Here is a 4,087-nt window from a genome sequence, read left to right as displayed (position 1 = left end):
TATCAGAGCTAACGCATACTGTTCAATAAAATCTATTAAATTAATCAAACTTTTATAAAAACGCTATGCTAATTAGTAAATGAAAATTAAAGCTATGGATTTCAAACAGTCGATAAATTGAAAATCGGCTATGCATTATTAGATACGAGAGGTAAAAAAAAGAGAAAAGCTAGTAGCACAGATCATAGTTTTGTCTGTTCTACTAGCTTCAGTGTTGTTTAGCATAATAAAAAAATGCATTATTTTCGCTTTACATTTGAATTTCTTCAACTTCATATTGTGGTGGAGCTTTTCGGAATGCCTTTGTAATAAATAAGAGATAACAAAAACCAATGATAAACCAAACTGATCCCATTATTAGTGAGTTAGTCTCAAGATTAATCCAAAGAACAGCAATTAATAATGCTCCGATTGCAGGCATGACTAAGTAATTGAAAAATCCCTTTACAGTTCGATGTTTCTTTTCTCGTATCACAAAATGACTAATTACTGAAAGATTTACAAAGGTAAATGCCATTAATGCACCAAAGTTAATCAATGAAGCGGCAGTAACTAGATCAAAGAACCAAGCTGATAGTGAAATAACTCCAACTATGAGTACGTTTATAGCTGGTGTTTTCCACTTAGGATGAATATATCCAAACCATTTTTCTGGGAATACTCTATCACGGCCCATAACATATAAAAGACGTGATACACTGGCATGTGATGCTAGTCCTGATGCTAACGTATTGACGAAAGTTGTACAAAGAAAAATAGATTGAAATAGCTTCCCGCCAACATAAAGAGCAATTTCAGGTAACGCTGCATCCGGCTCCTTAAATCGTGATATGTCTGGGAAAAAGAGCTGAATAAAAAATGATGTAGTTATAAATATTATTCCTCCCCATAGGGCAGTTAATAAGATTGCTCTCGGAATCGTTTTTTGAGGATTTGGTGTTTCTTCTGCAAGTGTTGTTACTGCATCAAACCCTAAAAAGGAAAAACAAAGAATAGTAGCACCAGCTATTATGGTCGAATAGTCCATTCCTTCATTCATAAAAGGCTGAATTGTAAATACTTCACCTGTTCCTTCTCCATTATGCAACCCTTTAATTACGAGGATGATGAAGACTACCATGATTGCAATCTGAATTAAAACAAACAGGGTATTAAAATTAGCTAGTACATTAACACTGCGGAGATTGAGAAAAGTGACAATTCCTACAAATAACACTACCCAGATCCATGTTGGTACCTCCGGAAATAATGCTGTAAGATAGATCTTTGTCAACAATGCATTTACCATAGGTAAAAATAGATAATCTAGTAATGAAGACCAACCAACTAGGAAGCCAAGATGTCCATTCATCGACTTTTGAGTATAGGTATAGGCAGAGCCCGCAGTAGGGAAGACCTTTACAAGTTTTCCATAGCTGGCAGCTGTAAAAAGCATACCCACTAGTGCAATGATATATGCAGTCGGCACATGTCCATCCGTAATTCCAGATACAATACCAAATGTATCAAACACAACCATGGGAGTCATATAAGCTAACCCCATCATTACGATTTGCCATAGTTTTAACGATCGTTTTAGTTTAGCGTTATTTTCCATCTATCATTCCTCCTTTTTCGTATCAATTAAGCGCTTTCGATTCATACATCTTAAACCAATTTAAATGAAGAGACCCTCCTTCTTTTTTGAATTGAAATGAATCCATTTATTCAAGTGCATATCTTGTGCCACAATTTGACATTTAATGTGAAATACAAGAAAATCTTATAAATCAAACAAATTTTTATAGAAAAATAGATATTTTGACCCGTTTAGTTTTGAATTACCATTCATTTTTGCATAGATTATTCGTTTTTTCATAATTTTCCGAACAAATATTGTGATTAAAAATATGAACCTCTTTGATAGGGCTCCATACTGAGATTTGGCATGTTTTTTGCATAAAATGAAATAAATAAACTATTAAGCAAAAAGAAAATGGAGGAATTTGGAAATGAAATATCCGTTATCCCCAGAAGTAAAACCCGAGTTTTGTACGACTGGGACATTTATGCGCTTACCTGCTTCAAGAGAGAATGCTAAATTGGCTATCATAGGTATTCCGTTTGATACAGCTGCATCATTTAGGGTAGGGGCAAGGTTTGCTCCACAGGCGATTCGCCAGGCATCCATGACACTTTTTCCTTATCATCCAATTCACAAGGTTTATCCTTTTGATGATTGTAATGCGATTGATTTAGGGGATGTTTCAGTAATCCCTCATAACATACACCGAAGCTATGAGTTGATTGAAAATTCAATGACTGATTTGATGGAAAAAGGAATTATCCCAATAGGCATTGGTGGTGACCATTCAGTAACACTAGCAAATTTGCGTGCTGCTGCAAAAGTTAACGGACCTGTTGCACTACTCCACTTTGATTCACATACTGATACATGGGATACATATTATGATGAAAAGTATTGGCATGGCTCACCTTTCATCCGTGCTTATGAAGAGGGGCTGCTACAAGCTGATAAAGTTTTTCAAATCGGAATTAGGGGGACACTAAATCATCCAGGAGATATAGATGCCAGTACAGATCTAGGTTATAACGTGATAACCACTTCTGAACTTAAAAAGAGAGGAATTGAGGATGTCTTAATTGAGGTTAAAAAGACTATCGGAGATACGCCGTGCTTCTTGAGCTTTGATATTGATTTTGTTGATCCATCATGTGCACCAGGTACAGGTACACTAGAAGTAGGTGGTCTAAACAGCCTCGAAACTTTGGAGATGATTCGTTCCTTAAAAGGATTTAACTTTATTGGATTCGACTTGGTAGAAGTACTTCCACCATATGATCCAACACAAATCACATCACTATTGGCAGCTACTATCATTCATGACTTTGCTAGTTTAGTTGCCTTAAAGATAAAAGAAGAGGAGCAAGAAACTAATTCATAATTGACATTACCAGTTCCAAAGAATCACTAGAAGTTGGAAGGAATATTGTAAGTGTACATCATTCTGTGATGTACGAAAAAAGGTTTGTTCATTGATATACATATCATCGGAACAAACCTTTTTAGTTTAACCATACTCTTAATTGGATTTTTTTTACTTATCCCTGTGTCTTTTTGAAAAAAATTGTAGCAAAACTAGCGATTATTTTTTTTAAAAGGAGCAGTTCAGAAAGAACAAAAATCATTACTTATTTTGTAATTTTTTTATAGATATGTTGATACAAATTAAAAGGAGAGTAGCTACGGCCAATGGAATAAAGAAGATCCAAGGAGCACCTGATGTTAACTCTACTTTTGCTTCACCAATCATACCTCCCCATTCTCCAGACATCGAAAGTATTCTTCCTTCTTCATTTACAGCCGACTTTTGGCCACCACCTATATAGTATCCAAATGCACCTAAGTGCAATAACAATATGAAACTAATCGTGGTCTGCTGTAAGGTGATTAATAGGAATCTAGATTTTAGAACAGGTATAATGTGTTTGAAAAAAATATGCCCGTTAGAAGCGCCAAGTGTAGAAGCCGATTTTATAAAATCATTCTTAAGTATTAGTCTCATCTCATTCGTTATAGTATTCGTTATAACGGGTATTCCTACAAGAATAACGATGACAGCCTGAAGCAAAATTAATTCCCAAAACGTAAAAATATCACTGATAAAATTGAGAGGACCTGTGAAATAAAGAACCAAAATAAAAGCTGGAAAGTATGTAAAAGGTACAAACGTTAGTTGTATCCACTTGCTTGTTTTATTCAACGGGAAAACAAGCAAATACGACAATAAACCACCAAACAAAATTCGAATAAGGGTGGTCACAATAACAAATAAAAATGTATATTGAAATCCTCCTAGTAATCGTAGAGCAATATTATCTCCACCTCGATCAGTGCCAAATGGAGGGATTACAGTAGGAGGATATGGAGGACCTTTTATTACTTCACCGTTATCATCATACAGTATAGTCGTTTTTTCTGCCGAATCAATAAAGAATACATTATATATAACACTACTAATAAAGAGTAATAGAAGTAGTGATATGAAAAACAACACCGTTTTATTCTTCATTAGTAACCACTCTC

Annotated in this window: 3 protein-coding genes; 1 reads left to right on the top strand and 2 read right to left on the bottom strand. The window is 34.8% G+C overall.

Features of this window, described 5'->3' with window-relative positions; translation table 11 throughout:
- Positions 1-250: 250 nt before the first annotated feature.
- Complete coding sequence (locus tag V7014_RS23280; RefSeq protein WP_335510819.1) at positions 251-1,597, bottom strand: APC family permease; 1,347 nt, start codon at positions 1,595-1,597, stop codon at positions 251-253.
- Positions 1,598-1,991: 394 nt separating this feature from the next.
- On the opposite strand from V7014_RS23280, the gene speB reads away from it, so the two are divergent.
- Positions 1,992-2,945 (top strand): agmatinase, encoded by a 954-nt coding sequence (gene speB, locus V7014_RS23275; protein WP_335510817.1) that lies wholly within the window; start codon positions 1,992-1,994, stop codon positions 2,943-2,945.
- 243 nt (positions 2,946-3,188) lie between these two features.
- Here the strand turns inward: speB and V7014_RS23270 are convergent.
- A partial coding sequence (locus V7014_RS23270) for an ABC transporter permease subunit (protein WP_335510815.1) occupies positions 3,189-4,087 on the bottom strand: 899 nt, incomplete at its 5' end.

This window comes from Bacillus sp. JJ722 (genome assembly GCF_036963345.1).
In the GTDB taxonomy this organism is placed as follows: domain Bacteria; phylum Bacillota; class Bacilli; order Bacillales; family DSM-1321; genus Bacillus_AD.
This window is presented reverse-complemented; position numbering and strand designations above follow the sequence as displayed.

Bases quoted from the DNA above. Each gene is read 5' to 3' on its own strand.
- V7014_RS23280 (WP_335510819.1), bottom strand. From the start codon at position 1,597: ATGGAAAATAACGCTAAACTAAAACGATCGTTAAAACTATGGCAAATC.
- speB (WP_335510817.1), top strand. From the start codon at position 1,992: ATGAAATATCCGTTATCCCCAGAAGTAAAACCCGAGTTTTGTACGACT.